Origin of the sequence: Streptomyces sp. NPDC001851, from assembly GCF_040297165.1 — a bacterium.
Classification (GTDB): Bacteria; Actinomycetota; Actinomycetes; order Streptomycetales; family Streptomycetaceae; genus Streptomyces.
This window is the reverse complement of record NZ_JBEOYR010000043.1, coordinates 15668-36022: the sequence shown is the minus strand read 5'-3', so window position 1 is coordinate 36022 and position 20355 is coordinate 15668. Positions and strand designations below refer to the sequence as shown.

Below are 20355 nucleotides of genomic sequence, written 5' to 3'. Positions count from 1 at the left end.
TCCAGAGTCCGCGTGCCGGTGACCCTGCGATGGGGCCGCGGCCGAGCAGGCCACGGACGGCGGGTTCGACACCGAGACGACGGGACTGGATTGGTGCCTGCGATGGGGCCGCGGCCGGGCAGGCCGCGGACAGACGCGAGCGGCGACGTCATCGATATCTACTACGCCATCCTGCGATGGGGCCACGGCCGGCAGGCCACGGACAGCTGGCGGACGTGACGGTGACGCTGAACGGCGTCTTCCTGCGATGAGGCCGCGGCCAGACAGGCCGCGGACAAACGGTGTGCCTCCAGCTCATTGAGCAGTCACCGCTTCTGCGATGGAGCCGCAGCCGGCCAGACCGCGGACAGGGCTCGTGCGGGTTGCGACCGATGACCAGCACGTGCCTGCGATGGCGCCACGGCCAGGCAGGCCGCGGATAGTGTCCAACCGGGCCTCGGCTCGGTCGACCTTCGCGTTCCAGTTATGGGGCCGCGGCCGGGCAGGCCGCGGACAGGCCGGGAGCGCCGTCGGCCCGGTTGAAGTCGTCGGTCCTCTGATGGGGCCGCGGCCAGGCAGGCCGCGGACAGGCGGCGCGGGAGCGGCAGTCGTTGACGACGCGCGGGCTCCTGCGATGGGGCCACGGCCGGGCAGGCCGCGGACAGCCAGATGGATTCGGTCCTCAGCCTGAAGCAGGCCGTCCTGCGATGGGGCCGCGACCTGGTAGGCCGCGGACAGCCTCGCCGGAAAGGGATTGCGGGTCAAGGAAGGCACCCTGCGATGGGGCCTCGGCTGGGTAGGCCGCAGACAGGACAAGGCCCGCGGCGTCTCTGCGTATGGAGCCGTCACTGCGATGGGACCGCGGCCGGACAGACCGCGGACAGTCCACGGGTCCGCCAGGTAGCCGTTTGTCTTCGGATACCTACGATGGGGCCGCGGCCGGCCAGGCCGCGAACAGCGGTCGGCGGACAGACACCGTCCGGGAAGTGCGGAGCCCTGCGATGGGGCCGCGGCCGAGTAGGCCGCGGACAGGGCCGGGTAGCGCTTCATCTCGGTGCCGGTTCAGATCCTGCGATGGGGCCGCGGCCGTACAGGCCGCGGACAGGCCGGCTACGGCATCGCGGTCGAGGGCGGCGCCCGCCTGCGATGGGGCCGCGGCAGAACAGGCCGCGGACAGGCCGCGTGAGCTGCAGGGTTCTGTGTTTGGCCTGGTAGTCGTGTCGCTCTTCAGCACGGATAAGTGTGACGTTTTCGGACATTACGATTCGATGGGCTCCGCGTGTCGCCGGTGTGCTTGCGGTTCCGAAGTGAGGGTGGGGAGGAGGAGGCCCAAGCCGAAGTGACTGTGGCGGCCGAGGGCGATTGGTCCGCTGATGGGTTCGTTGAAGGTGAGGTGGAGTCCGCGGCTAGGTCGGTTGTCGTTACGGGTCTCGCGTTTTGTCCAGCGGTGTTGGGTGTAGAGCGGCCAGTCGCCTTGAAGAATCTTGCTATGGGCGGGGGCGGGGTGTTGGCGGTGGCCGAGTTCGCGGGCTGCCTCAGCGGTGAAGAACTCGGTGAGTGTCTGGCGTTTCTTGGGGTGCCGCACCGGGATGAAGGGGGTGAGGCTGGTGTAGCGAGTGGCGGGGCTGGTCCATTCGGCGGGGAGGACGTCGACCGCTGCTCCGTAGGCGGTGACGCGGAGGTGGAGGCGGCGTGGGCCCGGGACGCCTTCTGGAACGCCGATGGTCCCGGTGGTGGCTTGGTGAATGGCGTCGAGTTCCTCGGTGTCGAGTCCTCCGGGGGTCCAGATGATGATTTCGTCGATGCGGCGGTCGTGGTTGCTGTCCCAGGGCAGGAAGTGGGCGTGGTGGTGGCCGGTGAGGGGCGTGCCGTCGGCGGCCTTGCCGGCGAGGTTGCTGTGACGCGGGGCCTGCCTGCCGTTGCCGGGGGTCAGGGGCTTGATGCAGCGGGATCGGAGTGTGTCGGTGAGCGGCAGGGTCTGGGTGAGTGGGGGAAGTGCGGGGCCGCTGATGGTGAGCCGGACCGCAGTGATCTTCTCGTTCTTGCGCTTGGCCCTGGGCCGGTGAGTTGGTGGCGGTGCGTGGGGGTGCGCGATGGGCGTCGCGTAGGACAGGAGTCGGCTGCCGGGCGGGTAGAGCAGTGAGCGGGCTCGGACGTCGGTGGGGCGCATGGTGAGCCCGTCGAGGTCCAAGGGGATGGTGGGTGCGAGGAGTTCGAGGTTCGTCCAACCGTTGGGGGCGAGGTCGTCGTCGTTGAGCTTGACGGCCGGGGTGTGGGTGTCGGTGGGGATGTCGTCGGCGCTGGTCAGCAGGCGGGCTTCGACGATGCTGTCCGCGCGGCCGAGGTAGGGCAGGGATTCTGCGAGCTGGGCCAGGGTTTTGGCCTGGTCGATGGCGAGGTCGCCGGGCCATTGGACGTAGATGGTTGCGTCACCACCAAGGACAGCGAAGGCATCCAGGGCGAGGTCGGTGCCTGCGCTGCTGCCAGAGCGATGGGTGCTGTCGGGGAAGTAGTGGCGGCTATGGCTGAGGTGATGTGGCGGGATGCGGTAGGTGGGCGGGGAGGACAGCCGGGCGAGGACCTGGTGGACTTGTTCGGCCTCCAGGTCGGGACAGCGTTCTTTCCATGTGGAGTAGAAGGCGCGCAGGATGCGCCAGGGTGAGGGGGGCAGTTCGACGGCGCCTTCGTTGACGAAGTGTCCCCAGGGGGTGGCGTGGTAGCGCTTCCAGGGGAAGTGCAGAGCCAGGGTGATCACTGGGCGCCGCCTGCGGTCTTCTTCTTGGGCTTTTCGCCGTTCCACAGCACGGTGATGGCGCCGTGGGTGGGAAGGTCGGCGGTGACCTGCGGGAGGAGTTCAGCGATCCGGGCGGTGAGTTCGTCGCGTTCGGGGAGGTCTCCGGCGTTGCCGGTGGGCTTGGCGACGGGTTCGAGGTCGCAGGCGGTGCGCAGGCGCAGGCCGCCGTCGAGGAAGCTGCGGATCTCCCACAGGGCCAGCGTGGTGAGGAGTTCGGTGCGCGGTTCGCCGAGTCCGTAGGAGCGCAGCAGGGCGGTGTCGATGGCGAACATCGCGCGGATTTCGCGTGCGGTCCATTCCACGCGGTGGAAGGGGACGGATCCGTAGCCTTCGCTGGTGCCGCCGGCCCCTTCGCTCTGGTCGCCGAGGGCATGTCGGACGCTGTCGCTCTTGCGTCCGCCGCTGACGGCGCGGCGGACGTCGTGGGCTTCGATGACGGCGGAGACAGCGCGGGTGAAGCGCGGCTGACCCCACCATGCCTTGTTGTTGAAGAAGGTGCCGTGCAGCAGCACAAAGGGGTCCAGGCTCATGAGCGCGTCGGCCATGGCCGGGAAGTTGAGCGGCTTGTCGTTTTCCAGCCCCAGCCGGCTGGCAATGAGGTCGAGCATTTTGGTGCCGTCGAGGGTGGCTTCGCGGACGAAGGCGGAGGCGATCCGGTGGGCCTCGAGGCGGCTGGAGGTCAGGAATTCTTCGGGGGCGCTGGCGCGGTGGACACGGATGTAGGGCAGGTCGGCGATCAGCTCGACGGGCTGCTGGGCGCCGTGGTCCCAGGCGGTGGCCTCCAGGCGGTTGGCCATGGACTGCACGGACTCCACCAGGAGGGACGGGGTCGTGCTGCCGTCGTCGGCGAAGGTGTCGAAGGTGCCGGCGCCGATGTCGGGGAAGCCAGTGGGCTGGAAGGTCGACCCGAAGGCCGGGCGCAGGGGGACCTCGAAGCGGATGCGGTGGAGATCGGTGGTGATCACGATGCGTCCTTTCACGTGCACGGTCTTCAGGTGGTGACGGGGGATGCCTTGTCGGGGCGCGTCGCGGTCGCGGCGCTCAGCGCCGTGGTGCGATCGCGGGTACGGACGCGCATCAGGAGGGCGGCGGCCAGGCGTGTGCCGTTCGTGTGGTGGGCAGCCAGGGCTCTGTCGCGGTCCGGTGGGCGGCCGACCATCGGCTGGCATCCGGCGAGTTGGAGTCGCAGCAGTGCGTCATCGAGTACTCCGCCGGAGCCGGCAGCGATCAGGCGGGCGATCCAGTCGGGGCGCGGGCGCAGTGTTGCGGTGAAGGCGACGGGGTCTGGTCCCCAGGTGGAGACCAGTCGGAACGGGTCGGTGGCGAAGAACGGCAACAGCACGGAGAGCACCGGATTTCGCGTCCGCCCTTGGAGTGCGGAGGCTGGCTGGCTGGTGGTCCAGCCCAGGGCCATCAGGCCGCGTAGGTAGTCGGCGATCACCTCGTCATCGCAGTCCCCGTCTACGAAGCTTTCGAGAACCGGGAGTGCCACGGTCTGCCCTACGGGCAATTCCGCGGCGGGTGGTTCCGTGTCACCGGGTGCGGCGTCGAGGCTCTGCAGGTGCAGGCGGTGGGCCTGGGCGAGTGCCTGCGCGAGGGTAGAGCCGAGGAGTTCGGTGCCGGTGGCGGGGCTATCGGCCCACACCAGTCGGTCCCTGGTGCGTGTCACTCGGGTCAGCAGCGGACGCAGCGCGGGGATTGCGCGCTCGGTGCGGGTCTTGAGGGAAGCCAGGGCGGAGGCCAACTGCAGCTCAAGTTGGCTGGCAGCATCGGTCGGTGGGTTCCAGATGCGGGATTGGCGTGGCTGGTAGGGGGCGATGTCCTCCCGGAGGCGTCCCGAGCGGGCAACGGCTTCGTGAAGGCGGCCGAATGCGATCACGAAGCGGGACATGGCCGTGGTGCCGCTGCCGGTGATGGCAGCGAACAGGGCTTGATCACACTGGCGGAGCAGCGCGACCACTCCTGCTGGGATCTTGTCTTTGCGACGCAGCCGGGTCAGCCACACGTACGGCTCTGCGAGCAGGGTGTGCTCATTGCGTAGGGCGACGGGGACGTCTGTGGCCCGGATGGCGATGGGGTTTTGGCCGAGGCGTTCGACGATGACGAATCGGCGGAAGGCGGCCAAGTTGCGGTCGACGCCGAGGGCGGAGATGGCCAGGGCGAACAGTAAGCCGTCTTTGGCTTGGGCACCGGCCCACTGTGCCCGGCCCTCACCGAAGAGTTGTTCTAGTTCGGCGAGGTTGGCGGGCCGCTTCCACAAAGGCGCCCAGATCTCGCCCTTGGCAGTCTCACGGGCCGAGGCAGTGGGGTGCCCGATGGGGGTGGCGTGAACGCTGAACGGCCACGCCGCCCCCGGATCGGCGGCGTTGCGGCGGACCGCGGCGCTGGCGAACAGCAGCAATCCCTCGCAGGTCAAAATGGTGCGCCAGGGGTTGACGAAGCCTTGCTTGTCGGGTTCGCCCCAGATGGAGGCCAGGACCCCTCCGGCGCGCCCGGGGTCGAACTGGCCGACGGCTCCTCGCTTATACGGGACGTCTTCGTCACCGGTCAGGGCAGCGCGTACCCATGCCGCGGCACGGCTGTGGTCGGCTTCGGGGCCGAGGACCAGGGCGAGATGCTGGAGATAGGTGGCGGACAGCTCCTGGCGGCCGAAGTTGCCCCCCGTGCCGGCCACCGGGTTGAAGTGGACATCTGGACCACTGAGGACAGCAGCCACGTCGATCCAGGACAGCGCCTCATCGGGGAAGGTGTTTCGGCACAAGCTGATCACTGACTGCTTGTGCTGTTTGACCCACAGGCTCTCACCCGACCAGCCGCGGGCACGCCCTTCGGCCACGACCTTGCGGCCTGCGGCGATAGCCTCTCGCAGGACCGCCACGCGGGGATCCTGGCTGCCCTCGATCTGAGCCAGGGCCCGTTCGGCTTCCACGCTCTTGCCGTTGCCGGCGAACCCCGCTCCGGCATTCCACGGGGAGACGATGGGGCTTGGCTGGTAAGAGCCGAGGAGCCACGCCGTCAGCTCCTCGATGCTGGAAGCGCCGGTCAAGACGGGAAGGTCGTCTGCCCACCGCAGACCCGTCGTGGTGTCGTGCTGGGTCGCCAAAATACGCAACAGGCCGAGCGCGCTGAGGTAGCCCCCCAGTGTCGTGGCGCGCAAACCGCGCAGTGGAATCTGGGTGCTCACCACAGCACCTCCTGCTCGAATGCGCCCGCTTGTGCGGGAATGGGGAGCGGGGCGACGGACGGCTGCTCGTGCGACGGGATGGCCTGGTCCTGCGCGGACTGCGGTGTGCGGTACGCCTGGCTGGCCCGCCAGTCCGCGACACGCACGAGCGCCTCGAGCAAGGCCAGTCGGAACGGCCCGAGACTGAACAGCAGTTGAGAGGTCCGCTGCGTCCAGGAGGGAGCTCCTACCGGACCACCGCCAAGGAAGAGAACGGACGGGTCGACGACGATGCGCGGGAGCACCTGTCCGCCCGGCAGCTCGACCGGGCCGACCTCGTCCGCCGGTTCGACGCCCAAAACCCGGGGCGGCACGCGTTCGGCCTCGCCTGGCATGGAACGCACCGACAGCCGCACCTTGCCGTGGTGCGCAGCTGCAAGGTAGGCGATCAGGTCAGGGTGCTCGCTGCCTTGCAGGAGGGTGCTATCTGGATGCATCAGTGCCAGTGCACTGATCAGTTCATGCCGGAAGTACTTGCGTTCGTGCCGGCCCATCCGGTGACGCGATTTTGCCCAGGGTCCTTCGCCCGGTGGATGCTTGCCTTCCGGACAGCTGCGGCGAATCGTGTTGACGAACACGGAGTGTGCCTTGCCCAGGTCGTGATAGCGACCGGCTAGCTGAGCAGCCTCCAGATGACCGGCGGAAAGGCCGTCCAACGGGCTCAAGTCTTCTGCTAGCAGCAAGACTTCTTGTTCGACATCCTCAAGGTGCTCGTTCAGGTCCACCCACCGGTCGGCACAGGAGGCATCGTCCTTGTTCATGCCGTCCGGAACCTCCCCCGTCCGGGCGAGTGAGGTCACCGGGGCTCGGTGCTTCAGGCCCCACCCAAGCTTCGAGTCGTACCAGCCCGAGGCTGTAGAGGTCAGCAGCAGGGAGCCCGGGCGAATGTCCGCGAACTGGGCTCGACGCCAGGTGCCCTCCGCCGCATCCAGGACCCACAACTGGCCCAAAGAGTCCTTCAGGATCGTCTTGAGGTCCTGGACCGGCGCGGCGCACAACTCCTCGCGGGCAGGAAACGCCTCACGCTCGCCCGGCTTGCCGTCCGTCAAACTGCGCCACGCCACCAGTGCCGTAGTGTCCTGGCCGTCCCGGATCCACGGGGAGACGTCGATGTCCGCACCGCTCAGGTCAGGCATGGTGTCGAACAATTGCTGCAGATCGCGGCGCCGCAGGACCGGATGGACAACGGGCTTGGGGTCGACGGGCATCTCCTGGAGCATCGTCGAGGTCGCCCAGGTTCCCTCCAACGAGGTGAGTGCCTCAACCGCCGCCTCGACATCCTCTTGCTCATACGGCGCGTATTGTCCCCGTCCGGAGGGAGGCGGGGCCCATAGCAGGTTGGCGCCTTCCGGGAACTCACCGGCACGGTTACACCGCCCGGCCCGTTGAACCACCGAGGAGAACAGAGCCGCCTCGGTGAACAGCACGCGAGACGATAAATCAACGCCTGCCTCCAGTACCTGGGTACTCACCACCACCTGGCCAGCAGCAGACAACGGAGCCTTCAGCACGTCCATCAGACGTCCCCGCTCGGGTGGCCTGAACCGGGAGTGCAACAACACCACTTCGGGACCGCCCCGGCGAACGAGTTTGGCCAAGGCCGCCTGAACCGCCACGGCCCGCTCAACGGTGTTGAACACCGCGATCGTCCGCGTACCCGGCACGTGACGCGCCACGAGGACCTGCGCCACGCCAGCCGGGTATGCCGCTGCCAACTCGGGCACCTTCACCCGCTCAACCTGGCGCACCGCGTTCAACCGCACTGCCAGGCCACCGACCCGGTCTTCCTCCCCCAGTTCGACCACGCCTCGTACCTCGCGGTGGTCGGGGGTGCATACCTCTTGCGGCGCCAGCGTCGCTGACATCCACATCGACCGCGACGGCGCGCCCGTACCCAGCTTCTCCCGCAGACCTTGCAGTTGGGCCGAGGTCGGCAGCCCTGGCCCCATCAACTGCGTCTCGTCAAAGACGAACTGCACACCACTGTGGAGAAGCCCGAACGACACCGGCCATTGCGCACGCGACTCCCCATACCCACGCATCAACAGCCGGGACAGCAACATGTCCTGCGTTCCGACAAAGATCGCGGTCCGCGAGGGCTCCATGCGCCATGCATCATCGTCGCGGTCCTCGCCCCCCATGAAGACGTGGACCCCTACAACCCCGGCCAGGCCAGCCCTGGCAATCCATTCTCGTACGACGGCTGCCGTCTGCTCGACAAGCGACCGCAGCGGCAGAACGAACACCAGCCACCGGGCCTCGCCGGCTCGGACCTCGGCGTCAGGATGCTCTAGACGGCGCCACAACCACGGCAACACCCCAGCCGCTGTCTTACCCGCCCCCGTAGGCATCCGCAGCAGTTCCGGGAGCCCCTCAGCTGCAAGTCGCTCCTGGTACGGATACGGCCTTGCATCAGCATCGTCCATCGCAGCACGGAACAGCTCCACGAACGTTCGGCCCACGCCCATCCCTCCCCAGACACCGCGCAGTTGGCAGCCACGTCGCATACTGGCAGCCGCCACTGACAACGGCCTCCTGGCAAGACCGACAGCTCCGTTGTCAGGTAAGCTGACCGCTTTCATGCCCGCCGAAGACCGGCTCGAGCCGATTGGAAACACCCCCGAGGTGCGGGCTCAGCGCCCGTGACCCCATTGCGGTCGGGGCAGTACTCCCTGCACCTGCCAGCGCGCGACTGCATGCTCCGATGAGCCTCATTCAGTTGCCGGCCAGATGCTGGGCTACCTGTATCAATGCGAATGGGCAGGTGGAGTCGGTCAGGCAATGGTTCAAGGACCAGGCTGGCTGGCCTGCGCGGTCGACGGTGACCAGGTTGACACCCGGTCGGCGGACTAGCGACCCCCGCGGCTTGGCCAGGTATCGGCCTCAGTCCTTCGCTTGGCTGAGGCCACCCCCAAGTCTGCCCACCCTGCGTCAGGCGGCCTCGACCACTGCCTCGAACTCAAGAGGCAAATTGAGCTCGGTCTGCATCGTGAAGACGGCATCCATAAGAGACCTCAGACGCTCCGGAGCGTCAGGCATCACGTGCGCGTAGGTCTGGTGGGTGACCCTCGGGTCGCGATGCCCCAGCCACTCAGCCATGTCTGTCACCGGAACGCCCTTCGACAGGCCCGCCGAGGCAAAGAAGTGCCGGAGCCAGTGCGTGGTGATCCTCCGCGAGATTCCCGCCGCCTTCTTCGCATTACGCCACAGCCGGTCGACGAGGGAGTACATGAGGATGTTGGTGCGCCCGACGTTGGAGAAGAGGTAGTCCCCCTCCAGGCGGTTGAGACCCTCCTCTACGCGAAAGGTGCCATACAGCCGGACGTGCTCCTGCACCCGGGCAGCGATGGTGGGTGGCACGGGAACCGCTCGACCCTCGTCCAGGTCACGCCACTTGAGGTGGCGGATGCAATGGGCGCGCCCCCTGCCCTTAGTGATGGCCTTTTGGACGGTGGTCTTGGGCTCCTCGTTCTCACCATCTTGCGTGACCTGGCGGTCGACGTAGAGAGTGCCGCTCTCAAAATCGAACTGCTGCAACGTCACTGCACACGCCTCACCGATACGCAACCCGCACCCAGCCATGAGCCACACGAGCAGCTTGTAGGGCCCGGGTAGATGCCGCTCAATCGCCTCGATCTCCGCCAAGGTCGGCAGGCGGATGGTCCTTTTGACCCTCCGTTTCACTCGTTGGCGACCGGTGCGGACATGCTGGCACGGATTCCTGGTTATGTACTCGTTGGCGACGGCGAAGCTGAAGACACCAGCGAGCGTCTCATAGCGATTGATCGCCGTGCTCTCCTCATAACCGCGCTCTTCCACCATCCACTTCAACCACGCATTGAGATGCTTCGGCTTGACGGCACCGATGGCAGTAGTCCCAAAATAGGGCTCCACGTGGAGGCGAAGACTCGTCTCATACTGGTAACGCGTCCCGTTCACCCGGCTCCCAGAGTCGATGAACTCGCGGTACACGGCCACAAGAGGGACGAGCAGCCCTGTGGGGGCAATGTAGGTACCGAGATCTTTCTCTCGCTCTACCTTGGCGGCAAAGGAGTCGGCTGACCCCTTTTTCTCGAACGACTTCTCTCGCTGCCGCCCACCGCGTCCACCAGGCTCCCGGTAGCGCACCGTCCACGGATGGCCGCAGCGAGTTGCAGTGCAGGGATAGTTACCGCTCTTCTCGTCTTCCTTGCATTTCTGAAAAACCCGAGCCAACCTACCGGACCACCTGCCAGACCACCAAGAGGACTCGCTTCATCAAACTACCCGTACTTCCTTTCCAGGTATGCGACGATGTCACGCTCGCGAAATCTCAGGAGTCGACCGACCTTTTGAGGCCGCAAACCCCAGGCTCGGTATTTGTTCTTGATCGTCAATTCACTTACCTTCAACCAATCGGCCACTTCAGCTGGCGTTAGAAGCCGGTAGCTTCCACCCTGCGTCAAAATCACACCTACCATCTTCACGGGTAATGATTGCCATCAGAGAATCAGCAGACGGTTCGCCCGACATTCCAATTCTTGGATTGCAGCGCTGCCTACTGCACCCGCTACGGTGCCCTGCCAAGGTCAGCCAAGCGCGACTCGCTCAATGGTCGTCACGATCGCCGGTTTGGCTAACCGACGATCGTCGTCTATGTTGCACTCGCACTTGGTTAGGGCACCTGTCCTAGCTGCGGTCTCCGCACGAACTAGGTGTCGGCAGCGACGCGTCGAGTACAGCCAGCGCTGAAAAGGCGGAGGCAACCAGCTGAACAGGTCGAAGGGCACACGTCGGTGGAAGGGGACTCCTCATCTGGTTACGCGGTGGGCCGGTTACCGACCTCGTGGTTGGGGCGTGTTGTACGTTGACATAGCCCTGGAGAGGGTTCCACTCTTGCGAGAGTCTTTCTCGTCTGCCGTGGGCGAATGCCAGGTCGGCCTGACAGCGCGGAAAGAGGGCGCTTCGTCGGTCAGGACGACGTTTGGCCTCATAGGCGCGACGGAGCATGATCGTGGCGGCCGGTTGGCCGTCGCCGTAGGGATTCAGATTCCGCTGCATGCCCGGCATGTACGCAGGCCGCCGACGACGTATTCACTCCGCCTGTGAACCACGACCTGCGGCGGGCTGTTCGTGGCGGTATCGCGCCTCCACCCGCATGAATCGGCTCCGTGTAAGCGCGAGCTGGAAACTCCGCTGCCGCTGCCGAAGGTTGGCGCAACACCCCAGGCTCTTCGCCGCCGGGTGGCGGCGAAGAGCCTGGGGCGCGGCACGGTCGTGCATTTGGTGGCCACCCTCACCGAAGCCGCCAGGTTCGACGAGCTGACCGACCACTCACTGGCGCCCCTCGGGCGGCTACGTCCCGTCAGGCTGCCGGCCTCCGTTCCGGCGCATGCCCGGGTCAGCGTTCGGCGGCGTCACTCCAGTAGTCCTTCAGCATCTCGCTGGGCCACGCGGGCTGGGTGACGGTGCCGCGCGGCAGGAACTCCTTGAAGACCGCCACCAGGTCAACGACCAGGGTGCCGTCGTCAGCGTCGAGGTCGGTCACATGCAGGTCCCGTCCGTCGACGCGGAGCAACCGCGGGAACGAGGTTGCGAGGCGGGCAGGGCGCCGGTGGTTGTGGTGCACGAAGGTGCCCGTGGCCGGCCACGCCGGGTTGTCCCGCGGGCTGCGCGCGTGGAGCGCCACGTCCTCGGGAGAGCCGAGGTTGAAGAACCAGGTGACCTGGAGGTGAGAGAACTCCTCGATCCCCTGGAGGGTCTCCTCCGGGTACTCCGGGCGCAGCCGAATGATCGACTCCACACCGCCCTTGAAGTCGTCGAGCCGCCCCTTGTGGCCCCCGACCACGTCGGCGATCACCGGCACCTCGATGGACTTTGTGGACACGGGTTCCCCCTTCTCCGCTCGTGGCATGGCAAGGCGGTCGACCACAGCATGCCCGCCTTTACCACATGGCGCCGTCAGGCTACTCGTTCGAGTACGGCCTTGGCGCGCTCGTCGATCTCCGCCGCCACGCTGATTCCCCGATTGCGGAAGGGGGACAGCACCCGGCGCATGTTCACGGCTGCCTCGCGTGCTCTGCCCGACTGCACCCCTTCCATCGCGTCCAGGGCCTGTGCCCACGTGAGGCACGCGGCCTCCACGTTCCCCTTGCGGGCCTGCACGGTGCCCATGTAGCCCAACGTCACCGCGTGGGTCCGGCTGAAGGTGTCGGCCTTCCTGGTCAGCACGCTGTTGTTGAATTCTCGGAGCGCTCCGTCGAGATCGCCGAGCGTCCACAGGGTGCGGGCGGTCTCGTGGGCCAGGGAAGCCTGCTGGAAGAACCACACACGACTCGGATCCTCGTCGCCGACGTCCGCCACAGCGAGGTCATCCTCGGCCCGGAGAAGCGCTGCGACCGCGGCACGCTTCTGCCCGTCGGCGGCGAGGCTGCGTGCTTGCACCACTCCGAGCAGTGCCCGCTCGCGAGGGGTCGCGAGGGTGTACCGCTTACGCTCCACGGAAGCCGTGGCGAGGTCGACGGCAGCCCGTGGGTGGCCGAGGTCCGTTGCCTGGTGAGCCATCGCCCGCAGGATGTGGCCGGCGAGGGGAGCGTCGTCGGCTTCCGCCGCGAGCTTCAGGGCCAGCGTGAAGTAGCGACGCGCGGCCTCGTGGTGGGAGGCGTCGAAGCTCATCCAGCCGGCGACGTACACCGCCTCGGAGGCAGCGGCGAGCAGGGCACGACGGGTGTCGTCACTGGCGAATACCCCTCCGACGTACCTGGCCACGTCGTCGACGAGGTACTGGTAGAGGGCCGTGCGGCCGTCCATGCCGCCGTGGCGCTGGTCTCTTCGAGAGAAGAACTCTGTCATCTCACGCACAGCGCTGACTTCGGCGGCCCCGACCCTGCGGCTCGTCGCGGCGGGGCGGGACTTTGCCCGTTGGGGAGCCTCATCCCACCACTGCGGTCCAGGCAGAACCAGGCCACCGACCGAGTAGGCGGCGCCGTCCAGCAATCGGCGGCGTTCGAGGTCCACGTCGCTTCTCCCAAGGTCTACCAGCGCAGTCAGCGTATCGACGTTCCACTCCGATGCCGCGACTGCACCCGCACCTGGCGCGGAGAGCCCGATCTCAGCTGGAGTGATGGGGCGTTGGAGGCGCCGGGACAACGTCTCGCACAAGATAAGGGGTGCTCTGCCCGAGGGCTGTGTCCCCGCCACCCACATGGCGATGTGCGAGCGGCTTGTGCCCAGCAGTTCCTTTGCTCCTACCTCGGCCGCGACCCTCACGAAGGCCGCCGCCACTTTCTGCTGCGACCAGCCTGTTTCCGCGATCGCGTCGGCCAGCTTCACGTTCCGCTCGCGCGCCATCGACTACCTCGGTTCACCAAAACGATCTTTGACGGGTTTGACGGCCCTGGCAGCCGCCGGGAGATACCGCCGGGATGCGATCCACGGTTCGCTCGTGCTCAACGAAACCACCAACTGCCTTTGCCCGGGAGGAAACCGGTGAAGACCAGCCATACGACTGGCACGGATACCCGGACTGCGTCAGGCGACGGGCGCGCACCCGCTCCGACGTCCGGCGTACGGCACCTCGACCACCCCCCGCAGTGGCCGTTCTCGTGCAGAACTTCCGAAATCCTCGTACCTCTCGGCACTGCCGACCGCTGGCAGCCCCTGATGGCCACTTCCCGATGGCCTGACCGGATTCCTCGACCGATATGCCTCGGGCGACGGGGCGAGCACAAGATTCAGGTGCCTGCACGGTCGCCGCGGCCTGATGCGACGACACGGTGGCTCGAACTACCGGCGGACGACCTGCTGCCGGGACGGGGGCCCTTGGTCACCAGCCCGGCTCCATTGGCCCGTTGCCTGACCGAAGCCTGCACCATCCTCGCCCCCGACGCGGAGCGGACCCCCTTGCGCAGGGCTGTGTCCGCTGTCCGTTCGGTCCTGCGCTCCCCCCAGAGGACGTGATGACGACGACAGCCGTACGGATGCCTCGCGCGGTTCTCCGCCGCAGCGGGCACGTGATGGATGAGCGTTTCCCCGTTGCTCCACGCCGGCAGGGCGAGCCACCCCGACCCGAGGATGCAGCTCGGGTAGGCATCATGCGCCGGATCGCCACAGCGCGGCTCAGATACTGCGGCCTCGGGGCAATGACCGATGACGTGTTGGTGATCCTCTCCGAACTGGTCACCAACGCGGTCCTGCACAGCGGTACCACGGAGATCGGCCTGACGGTGACCCTTGCCGATGGCTTTCTACGCATCAAGGTTCATGACGGCATGGAGGGCAGCGCCCAGCCCGTGCAGGCGAATGACAACGCCGAGTCGGGGCGTGGCCTCGCGCTGGTCGAGGCCATGGTTCAGGCGAACGGCGGACAATGGGGCGTCAGCGACGACGGGGCTACCGTCTGGTGCCGCCTCCTCGCAAGGGAGGAAGGCGAATGACCTCCCCCGCGCTCGTGCGCCGTGGCAGCGATGGGGCGCCCCGCTGGGACCACCCTGTGGAGCCCGCAAGGCGGCCGGCGGAAGCGGCCATCGAAGCAACCCTGGCGAAGGTGCGCGCCTGGAGACCGTACGACGGGGACGCCATGTTGGACGACGTGGCTGACGCTCTCGACCCCGTCCCTACGCCCGAGGACAACGTCGAGGAACTGGGGCAGCGCCTCCGCGGCCACCTCATGCAGCTCCTGGGCATCACCGCCAACTACGGTGCCGGGGATCGCGAGCAGCCCGACCCCCGCATCAAGCAGGCCGGCTCAATGTGCGAGGAAGAGATGCCGGGCGACTACCGGCAGGGCCTCGGCCACCTGCGGCGGATGGGCTGGGCCGTGAACGAGCTGCTGGACCTGCTGGTCGAGCGCGAGGTCGTGAAGAAGCCGGACTCGCTGAACAGTGACTCACTGCCGCTGATCGCCGAGGCGCAGCCCCTCGCTACAGCGGGCACCGCGGCGGAGCAGGCACCCACCTGTGGGTCCACCGTGGCCGTTGGGCCGGCGCATGGAGGCCGGCCGTGACAGTCCTCGTACGCCCCGAACTACCGGCGGGTGCCGCCCCTCTGTCTGCGCTAGAGCGGCGTGCACTCGCTCTGGCTGCGCTTGGCCAGGGTGGTGCAGAGATAGCGGGGAACCTGGCCCAGGAGAAGTACCGCCTTCCCCCAGACGGCCTGGGACCGATCTGGTCCGCAGCAGCGAAGAAACTCGGCACCGCACGTAGCCGGCCGCAGGGTCGGCAACCAGAGCTCGTCTTTCGCGCGCGTGTCCACGGCGTACTTGATCTGCCAGACCCAGAGGGCACCGATTGGCTTCCTCCTGACGTCCTCGGCTATGTCCAAGCTCTGGCTCGTGGCAGGACGCTGAAGGGGTACGCGTGGGACGACCTGCACACGGAGGTCTGGGAAGTCGAGGAGATCGCCAGGCAGGCTCGGAAGCTGCTCGGTGGAGCAACCACTCAGGCGAACCTCGTCTATCGGGCGCTGCCACAATTGCTCCGCACCGTGCAGCCACCCGTTGAGAGCGCCGAAGCAGGTCTGCTACCCACTGTGTGGTCATCGCCGATCGCCGCCAGCCTCCAGACTGACCTGCCCAGTGAAGAAATCGGCGCGGTGAGGGTGGGCCGAGTATGGATTCGCTCCATGCTGCCTGTGCTCGGCTGGATGGGTCCTACTCTCCAAGCTGCTGAGGTGGTCGCCCGGTTGGTTTCCAACGGAGTGCGCCACGGCCTGCCTGATCATGCAAAGACGCACACGCTCCTCCTACGTGCCGCCGTAGACGAAGCGGGCCATCTCCTTGTCGACGTGACCGACCTCAATCCGTCGTTCCCTGACTTCAAGGCCGCAGTGCGAGGAGAGCGGGGCCGCGGCCTTCGGCAGGTCGCGCAACTGGGCGCCGCGGTCTCCTGGTTCCTTCACCACGAAGGTCCCGGTAAGACCGTCCGCGCCGTACTGTCACTTGGGCCGGTGGACCTCTGATGCCAACAGAGCACTGCTGGAGCGCCGAGCGCGTGCGCAGACGGCGTGGTGGCATGGCTGCCACGCCCCCTCCGTTGCCGACGCCGGCGACCTGCGCACCCAACGCCGACATCGGCGCCGACCGGACGCCAGGCCCAGCGCCCAGGCCACGCTCGACGAAGCCTCCTGGCGGCTATACCTCCCGCCCCGATCGGCACAGCCCAAGCAGCCGAGCACCGGGCGCACCGTCCTGGCCCCTGAACCGCGCTACCGACCAAGTGATCAAGGAATTCACCTGCATCGGAACGCTTCCAACGTCCGCTGCACGGGTTCGTCAGTGCCCCATCTGTTCGGAGAACTCTTCATGACTATCGCCGCCGGCACCTCGGTGATACCCGCCCGTCCCACGACCGGAGAGGCGTCGAATGAGCTGAACCGTGCCGTTCGGGCCGCAGGTCTCAGCATCTCGTCGATGCCCGACATGGACCGACCCAGCGAGTATGTCGACCTGGGCGCGGTGGCTCCGGAGACGGCCGTCGAGCTGGCCAGACTGATCGGCAAGAGCATGAAGCGGGCCTTCAGGACCGCCGAAGACTTGCGGACCATCTTCCAGGCGCACCAGCTCAACATGCCGGACCCGTCTGTACGGGAGGGTGAGATTCATCTCGGTGACGTCCCCGTCGAGACGGCTGACCACCTCGCCCGTCTGCTGGGTGCGCCGTTGCAGCCGAAATCCCACCTGGACTTCAGCGAGTGGCCCGAAGCGCAGAAGGTCCTGGACCGGCTTAGCGACGCCTTCAACGTCGCCACGCGGGGCGGATTCATCGACCTGACTTTCCACCCGGACTGCCTGCGCTGCGACGAGGTCGCAGCCATCAGCCTCGGGTCCATCCCCGTCAAGACGGCGCGTCGCCTCGTGGACGCCCTCCAGTTCGGAGCCTGACCATGAGCAGCCAACCGCAGCGGTCCTGTAGCGCTCGCACGCTGATCAACCGTGCCGAGAGGGCCTTCCGGCTGCCCTCCTCCCCCTGCCCTCCGCCGTCAGCCGGGGCGACCGGATCGACCATGCCGCCGCATACGCCGCACGCCGGGCCGACCGCTGCCGCGCCGTACCGGAGGACGAGCTGCTGCGGGACGGGGCCGCGCTCGTCAGGGCTTGCGAGGAACTCGTGCCCGTCATCGGCCTCCGCGGCGCTGCCGCAAGCCCGGAGCAGGTTCACGAAGCCGCCGCCTGCATCGCACGGATCATCCTCGTCGCTCCGGCGACGCGCCGACGGCGCCGCTAGCAGGTCAGCGGTCGTGGTGCCCGTAGGTGCCCAGGATCTGCTCCTTGCTCTCGCCGCGGTACACCACGTGCCAGTGCATGTGCTTGGACTCCTGGTACAGGCCGAGGTTCGTGATGACCGAGCACGAACCATGCTCGTTCGTGACCCCGGCGGCCACCTCACGCACCACATCCACGACTTCCGGCAGAAGGCTCTCGTCGGCGTCTCCCAGATCAGTGAGCGACGGAACGTGTTCTTTGGGGACCACCACGATGTGCACGGGATACGCAGGGTTGGTGTGGTGGAAAGCCAAGACGCGAGCTGTCTCGGTCACCTTCTTGATTGGAACTCGACCGGCGAGGGCCTGGTTGCAGTAGAAGTCGGAAACGTGAGCGCCAGTTGTCACAGCGAGCATCACTTCCGTATCGGAGAAGCGGACAGGGCGAAAGAGTAGCGGCCCTGGTCTACTGCCGTGCTCAAGAAGCCCCGACGGCCGTCGCGCCGGCAATCGAGACCACCGAGTGACAGCGGGCGTGAATCCGATCTTCATAACCACCGTGTCAGGGTTTGGAATTCACGCGGAGCAAACCCTGACATCGAGTCTTCTCCATGTTGTTGCTGACCAGAGAGAGGAGCCGGAAGGCTGTGCCCAAGAATGTCAGCGATGTCCGAGGGATGGGTGACATGCGTAAACCGCAGTTACGGGTGACGGTGAACTCCCGTTGCAAGAGGAGCTGCTACTACTGCCGCCCCTCAGGCGAGGCCGTGGCCACCGAGTCAGGTACGGATCTGTCCCCCGACCACCTGGTCGCCGTAGCCGCCGCCGCTAAGGGCCATGGCGTCGATGCCATTAAGCTGACTGGTGGCGACCCGGCCCTGTACGAGCCGCTCGTCAACACGGTGCGACGCCTGCGGCAGAAAGCAGGCATGCGTGAGGTCGAGGTCATCTCTCGTCACCCGCGCATCGGCGAGCTCGCCCCGGCCTTGGCCGAAGCAGGGGTGACCCTGTTCAACGTCTCCCTGGACACCCTGGACGCGCAGCTTCACAAGGAGATCTGCGGCGTCGACGACCACGGCGAGGTACTTGCCGCGATCAAGGCGTGTGTCGCCACCGGCGTCCCGGTGAAGGTGAACGTGGTGGTGATGTCCGGAATCAACACCGCGGAAATCGAGCCCCTGATCGACTTCTGCGAGGCCACCGGCGTCCACAGCGTGAAGCTGCTCGACATCATCAAGGACCTCAACGAGTCCAGCGAAAGCTTCGCCCGACGTTTGGAGATCAAGCGGCAACTCCAGTTGCCCGACCTGTACGTGCCGCTGGAGGAGCTGGCGGGCGACCTGCGGGTGCGGGCCGTCGACGAGGAGGTCCTCCAGCAGGGCGGGCTCGGGCACCCCATGACCGTGTTCACGATGCCCTCGGGCACGAAGGTCGTCATCAAGGACTCCAACGCCGGCGCCTGGTACGGATCGGTGTGCCGGGGCTGCCCCTTGTTCCCCTGCCACGACGCCCTGATGGCATTGCGGCTGACGGCCGATGCCCGGCTGCAGTTCTGCCTGCTGCGTGAGGACGTCACCGTCGACCTTGCTCCCCTGCTGGAGAAGGGTGACGCCGAGGGTCTGGCCGCGCAGTTGGAGGCGGCCTTCGAGATGTACGCCGCCGCCTACTTCCGACCCGGCGACGCCACTCCCCAGCATCTGGTCGAGGTCAGCCGATGAGCGTCTTCATGGGCCTCCCGGGCGGCCCGGCCCAGTCCCCGGCCATCCCTGTGCCCCGGCCAGCGACGGCCGGCCGCCCCACCGTGATTCTGGTCTATCCCAAAATCGATCATGAGAAGGATTACGTCTACTTCTGGATGCCCTTCTCGCTCCTCACGCTGGCCAAGCCGCTCATGGCCAGTGGCCTGGTCGACGTGGTGCTGTTCGACGGCAACCAGCAGGACAAGGCTGCGTGGGAGCGCCTCCTGGACGAGCACCTTGAGCGCGCGGTGTGTATCGGGGTGAGCGTCATGACTGGCGGTGGCCAGATCGGTCACGCCCTGGACATGGTGCGCGCGGCCAAGCAGCACCCGTACTGTCCGCCGGTCGTGTTCGGCGGCCCGCACGTGAATGTGCAGCCCGAGCAGACCGCGGCGCATCCGCTGGTGGACGCCGTTCTCCAGGGCCCCGGCGAGAATTCCATGGTCGAGTTCGTGAAATCGCTGCTCGGACGCACCCCGCGCCGCTTGGTCCCGGGCCTGCGTATCGACGACGGCCGGTGCGTGGTGTGCGGGACTTACAACCCGCCGCGGACGGGGAACCTCGGCGCGTACCCGTGGTCGTTGCTGGATGTCGCCCAGTACATCCGCGACGACCCGACGGTGGCTTCCCGCACGCTGAACTACGTGTCCAGCAAGGGCTGCGTGTACAAATGCCGGTTCTGTTTCGAACTGACCTACGAGCGCAAGTACTCGGCGATGGCCGCCCAGGACCTCCTCGACGACATCGCCGCGCTCCAGGCCGCCTACAACCTCAACGGCGTGAAGTTCTACGACGCGGACTGGTTCGTGAACCTGCGCCGGGCGATCGGGTTCTGCGATGGTCTGATCGACCGCGGCCTGGACCTGCGGTGGGCGGCCAGCATCAACCCCAACGACATCCTCAAAGCCCGCCGGGCCAAGCTCCCGCTGCTGGAGAGGATCGCCGAGAGCGGCTGCTCCCGGCTGCTCATGGGCGTGGAGTCCGGCAACGACCGGGTCTTGAACGAGGTGGTGCACAAGGAGGTCACCCGCGCGCAGATCCTCGATGTGGCCGGCGACATAGCCGACCACGGCATCCTGGGCTCCTACACGTTCATCGTCGGCTTCCCCGGCGAGAGCGAGGCGGAGATGGAGGACACCTACTCCCTGATGGGCGAGCTGCGGCGACTGGACCCGGAACCCGAGACGCGCGTGCACCTGTTCGCCCCGTACCCAGGCACACCGTTGTGGGACCAGGCCCTTCAGCACGGGTTTACCCCTCCGGATTCACTCGAGGGGTGGTCGAGGTTCGACTACTACACCTCCCTGACTCCCTGGACCAGCGAGGCCACCGCTGCCCGGGCCAGGCAGGAGACCCGTATGCGGCTGGCCCCCGCCCGCTGACACCCCATACGGTCACCCCGTGCACCCAGCATATCACCCAACGTGCACGGCTTGACCGGT

Annotated in this window: 15 protein-coding genes; 6 read left to right on the top strand and 9 right to left on the bottom strand. The window is 67.0% G+C overall.

The annotated features are described in order from the left end of the window. Positions 1-1237 precede the first annotated feature (1237 nt). The 8 genes from csb2 to ABT171_RS39110 all read right to left on the bottom strand — a co-directional run bounded on the left by csb2 (position 1238) and on the right by ABT171_RS39110 (position 13325). Positions 1238-2734, bottom strand: coding sequence for a type I-G CRISPR-associated protein Csb2 (csb2, locus tag ABT171_RS39145; RefSeq protein WP_351251363.1), 1497 nt, complete (start codon positions 2732-2734; stop codon positions 1238-1240). Further along, positions 2731-3738, bottom strand: a complete 1008-nt coding sequence (gene cas7g, locus ABT171_RS39140; RefSeq protein ID WP_351251361.1) for a type I-G CRISPR-associated RAMP protein Csb1/Cas7g — start codon at positions 3736-3738, stop codon at positions 2731-2733. The genes csb2 and cas7g overlap by 4 nt, the downstream gene beginning before the upstream one ends. Before the next feature lie 26 nt (positions 3739-3764). Beyond that, a complete protein-coding gene (cas8g1, locus tag ABT171_RS39135) occupies positions 3765-5957 on the bottom strand; it encodes a type I-G CRISPR-associated protein Cas8g1/Csx17 (RefSeq protein WP_351251359.1) in 2193 nt (730 codons plus the stop codon). Beyond that, on the bottom strand, positions 5954-8458 hold the full coding sequence (gene cas3g / locus ABT171_RS39130; protein ID WP_351251357.1) for a type I-G CRISPR-associated helicase/endonuclease Cas3g: 2505 nt from the start codon (positions 8456-8458) through the stop codon (positions 5954-5956). The genes cas8g1 and cas3g overlap by 4 nt, the downstream gene beginning before the upstream one ends. Positions 8459-8927: 469 nt before the next feature. Next, the gene (locus tag ABT171_RS39125) at positions 8928-10124 is read right to left on the bottom strand and encodes a tyrosine-type recombinase/integrase (protein WP_351251355.1); all 1197 of its coding nucleotides are present in this window, start codon (positions 10122-10124) and stop codon (positions 8928-8930) included. A 134-nt stretch (positions 10125-10258) separates the two neighbouring features. Next, positions 10259-10456, bottom strand: coding sequence for a helix-turn-helix domain-containing protein (locus ABT171_RS39120; RefSeq protein WP_184962893.1), 198 nt, complete (start codon positions 10454-10456; stop codon positions 10259-10261). A gap of 920 nt (positions 10457-11376) precedes the next feature. Next, entirely contained in the window at positions 11377-11889 is a 513-nt protein-coding gene (locus ABT171_RS39115; protein ID WP_351251353.1) for a TrmO family methyltransferase domain-containing protein, read from the bottom strand. Between the two features lie 47 nt (positions 11890-11936). Then, positions 11937-13325 carry an NsdA family TPR-like regulatory protein gene (locus tag ABT171_RS39110; protein WP_351251351.1) on the bottom strand — a complete coding sequence of 463 codons (1389 nt, stop codon included), beginning with the start codon at positions 13323-13325 and terminating at the stop codon, positions 11937-11939. Between the two features lie 608 nt (positions 13326-13933). Between ABT171_RS39110 and ABT171_RS39105 the strand changes: the two genes are divergently transcribed. The 4 genes from ABT171_RS39105 (at position 13934) to ABT171_RS39090 (ending at position 16854) form a co-directional block, all read left to right on the top strand. Next, positions 13934-14410, top strand: a complete 477-nt coding sequence (locus ABT171_RS39105) for an ATP-binding protein (RefSeq protein WP_351251350.1) — start codon at positions 13934-13936, stop codon at positions 14408-14410. After that, complete coding sequence (locus ABT171_RS39100; RefSeq protein WP_503078602.1) at positions 14344-14979, top strand: DUF6415 family natural product biosynthesis protein; 636 nt, start codon at positions 14344-14346, stop codon at positions 14977-14979. Before ABT171_RS39105 ends, ABT171_RS39100 begins: the two co-directional genes overlap by 67 nt. Further along, on the top strand, positions 14976-15932 hold the full coding sequence (locus ABT171_RS39095) for an ATP-binding protein (RefSeq protein ID WP_351251346.1): 957 nt from the start codon (positions 14976-14978) through the stop codon (positions 15930-15932). The genes ABT171_RS39100 and ABT171_RS39095 overlap by 4 nt, the downstream gene beginning before the upstream one ends. A gap of 316 nt (positions 15933-16248) precedes the next feature. Next, entirely contained in the window at positions 16249-16854 is a 606-nt protein-coding gene (locus ABT171_RS39090; RefSeq protein WP_351251344.1) for a hypothetical protein, read from the top strand. Between the two features lie 347 nt (positions 16855-17201). Here the strand turns inward: ABT171_RS39090 and ABT171_RS39085 are convergent, their stop codons facing one another. After that, positions 17202-17510 carry an HIT domain-containing protein gene (locus ABT171_RS39085; protein ID WP_351251342.1) on the bottom strand — a complete coding sequence of 103 codons (309 nt, stop codon included), beginning with the start codon at positions 17508-17510 and terminating at the stop codon, positions 17202-17204. Positions 17511-17860: 350 nt separating this feature from the next. Between ABT171_RS39085 and ABT171_RS39080 the strand changes: the two genes are divergently transcribed. Together ABT171_RS39080 and ABT171_RS39075 are read left to right on the top strand one after the other, a co-directional pair. Next, the gene (locus ABT171_RS39080) at positions 17861-18892 is read left to right on the top strand and encodes a radical SAM protein (RefSeq protein WP_351251340.1); all 1032 of its coding nucleotides are present in this window, start codon (positions 17861-17863) and stop codon (positions 18890-18892) included. Next, on the top strand, positions 18889-20295 hold the full coding sequence (locus ABT171_RS39075) for a B12-binding domain-containing radical SAM protein (protein ID WP_351251338.1): 1407 nt from the start codon (positions 18889-18891) through the stop codon (positions 20293-20295). Before ABT171_RS39080 ends, ABT171_RS39075 begins: the two co-directional genes overlap by 4 nt. Positions 20296-20355 lie beyond the last annotated feature (60 nt).